This window comes from Metallosphaera yellowstonensis MK1 (assembly GCF_000243315.1).
GTDB classification, from domain to species: Archaea; Thermoproteota; Thermoprotei_A; order Sulfolobales; family Sulfolobaceae; genus Metallosphaera; species Metallosphaera yellowstonensis.
In genome coordinates, this window is sequence record NZ_JH597766.1 from 1 (window position 1) to 2,993 (window position 2,993).

Below are 2,993 nucleotides of genomic sequence, written 5' to 3' on the forward strand. Positions count from 1 at the left end.
ATGTAGTAGTTCCCAGCACCGTAGAATTGGGCCTGATATCCCTTGGAGATGAACCATTGGTACAGGTTCTGGGCTAGGAGCTGAAGGTTTACGTTCACTCCCTGAAAAGTCTTCTGCATGTTTAAGAGATCGCGGGGACTCTTAATAAAATTTCGGCATCTACGTGTTCCACGGGATTTCGTTCCACTATCTTCGATATCGAGCTGGTTAAGTTACAGCAACAATTAGATTTCACCTAGGTTACAGGGCAACACCTAAGGGAGATTCCCGTAACTACTGTCCATCATAAAGTACTTCACCACAAAGGAGGGACAGCTAATAAAGGTTTGGAATCAAGATGCTAATAAGGCTGAATATGTACGTCCTCACGGTCTCTGACAAAAGTATGACATAGAGAGTTTTGTTCGTGTGACGGTCGACAGCTCGTCCTCCACCATACAGCAGTTATGGGATTTTCCTTAGGTAGCGCCTGTAATCAGGTAAAATCTGGTAACTGCTACGCCNTAAAAGCTCTTTGAGACCTGGGTCATCGGAGGACCCCGTGGTACTCACTCAAGTTAAGTTTTAGCTCGGTCGAGGAGAGTTTTCTCACGACTGCAGTGATGGGACTTTCCCTTGGATATCGACCTGAAATCAAGGCGAAATCTAATAACTGTTGTAATCCATTTACCGTCACATGAGCCCACGAGAAAACTCCTGTGTCTAAGTAGTCCTTCCCTGCCTCACTTACTTCAATGTCCGATGAGAGTTCCGCAGAAACCCTTTAATGTGGAAAGTAGAAAGTATACTCGATAAGGAAATGGGGGAGGAGACTGAGGGAGGCGTTCGGGGTCGACAGGGGGAGAATAACTCCCTTCAGTAGGGAGGATAGGATTGAGGATCCCGCCAGCATAGTGACGGGGGACGTCATATTCGAGGGGATGAGAGAAGCGTTGTTCATATAGTCCCAGCGTCCCACGAGAGTCACGGCGTCGCCTGGAAACTGAGTATCGAATTGTGCCGCCCTAACCCGACGTGTCGAATAGCTGTCGTTGGATTTCGCTCAATGACGGGGAGTCAGTTCAAGCGAAAATCACACAACTGCTCCGGAGAGCGGGGCGTTCCGGTTAATAGGGAACAGGTTTTAGTTGAAACGCTGCTGATATACTCCATTGATAATTATTGATAATTAGGGTCTTCAGAGTCACCATCTCGTCGTCAGGGCCCTCCAAACGCTTCGTGATACTCTGAGGAGAGTACACGTACGGGACATGGACGTCGTGTATTTCCCTCACGGAAGTCCCGTGATCTACTGTTGAGTTCGTCCCTGAAGTGGTTAAAAACAGCCTTTAGGTTCTCCATTAAGTGTGAGGAGTCACGTAACTGCAACACTCAGTGAACTACCCCTAGCTTGTGGGTAAGCCCTAAGGGAGAGCCCCGTAACTGTCGCTCGAGGTAGAGAGCTCTGGAGTCTCACCTGAACGCGTCTTCGTTGGCCTCCCTTATCTTGTCCATAACCCTCTTGGGTAGGGCATAGTCCTCCTTCCTCTCCTGCATCCTCCCCAGGATCACTACCCCCTTCCCGGGGACAACGTCTATCTCCCAGACGTACTTGTCATGGTTGGTCTGCCTCATCTTCTCTATCAGGATGTACCTGTGTAACTTCCCGTCCCTGACCAACCTCCTGAACCTTATTATCCCGTCCGCCACATGCTCTACCCCGAAGCCGAAGGCCTGAGAGGTGGTGATGGCGTACTGGGAGGTCGCAAGGATCGTGAACTTCCACTTATTCAGAACTCTCTTCAGGTAGTAGCTTATCTTCCTGGCCATGGCCGGTTTGTCCAGGAAGAGTGCAGAGACGGAGTCGATGACCAGCCTGGCCCTACCGTAGCCCAGCTTCTGTTTCGCCTGAATGACCTTCTGGACCAACTCCTCGGCGTTGAGCTCGTTGAGGGACCACTCGTCCTCCTTCTCCCTCATTAGGGCGTCTATAACTATGAGCCTCTTGTCCAAGTAACCCTCCAGGTCCCAGTTGAACTGTTTCGCCTGTCTCAGGATCGACTCTCTGCTCTCCTCCGTGGTCACGTAGATCCCCAGGTCTCCATCCTTCAGACCCTGATGAATGAAGCTCAGGGAGAATATGGTCTTCCCGGTACCCGGTTCGCCCGTGAGCGCCACGAAGAAACCTTGGGGTATTCCCCCCTCGATGAGCCTGTCGAACTCAGGAATGCCTGTGGACAATCTAGCCATAAGATCTAGTTTATCGCCCAAGGTTAAATATCTAGCAGAACTCGATGGACTTTCCCTCTAGTACTAGCCTGAATCTAGGGGAAGCCCAAGGATGCATTCAGGAGTTTTCTCTAGATCGAGAGAATAATCGACGTATATGAGTCGAAAACAAACCAAGGATACATTCAGGAGTTTTCTCAAGGGCCCTTCGGGACTACGTAGCTTTGTACCACCTTTCCTGCGACTTTGGTGGGGATCAGGATCGACATCTAGTCGTGATCCTGATGATCCCAAACTCCTATAAGAAACCTTATACCTACAAGTTCACAGGCCCAAACGTTTAATTCCAGCGGGAGGGAAGGGAAGACCATGGCTAGATACCCCCAGATCTTGTCCGTGCACCTGTTCCTCTTGAAAGGAAGAGAGATACTTTTGCAGATGAGGAAGAACACGGGTTACAGGGACGGTTGGTGGAGCGTGATAGCGGGACACGTTGAGGCGAGGGAGTCAGCGACTCGTGCCATGATCAGGGAGGCGAGGGAGGAGGCCGGGATAGAGCTGGAGGGAGAGGACATTTCCCTGGTTCACGTGATGCATAGATTCGAGAACCAGGAGAGGGTGGACTTCTTCTTCAAGTCCACTAAGTGGAGAGGAGATCCCACATTAATGGAGCCTGAGAAGGCCTGGGAGCTCAGGTGGTTCGAGGTCTCCGCGTTGCCTGAAAACGTCGTGCCCTACGTGAGGCAGGCCATAGACCTGGGCCTATTGAAGGGCCAGGTATACAG

Annotated in this window: 2 protein-coding genes; one reads left to right on the plus strand and one right to left on the minus strand. The window is 50.8% G+C overall.

Annotation, left to right across the window (positions count from 1 at the left end):
• Positions 1 to 1,452 precede the first annotated feature (1,452 nt).
• Positions 1,453 to 2,229, minus strand: coding sequence for a KaiC domain-containing protein (locus METMK1DRAFT_RS07465; RefSeq protein ID WP_009072444.1), 777 nt, complete (start codon positions 2,227 to 2,229; stop codon positions 1,453 to 1,455).
• Positions 2,230 to 2,577: 348 nt separating this feature from the next.
• On the opposite strand from METMK1DRAFT_RS07465, the gene METMK1DRAFT_RS07470 reads away from it, so the two are divergent.
• The coding region (locus tag METMK1DRAFT_RS07470) for an NUDIX hydrolase (protein ID WP_009072446.1) at positions 2,578 to 2,993 on the plus strand (416 nt) is incomplete at its 3' end.

Bases quoted from the DNA above. Each gene is read 5' to 3' on its own strand.
- METMK1DRAFT_RS07465 (WP_009072444.1), bottom strand. From the start codon at position 2,229: ATGGCTAGATTGTCCACAGGCATTCCTGAGTTCGACAGGCTCATCGAG.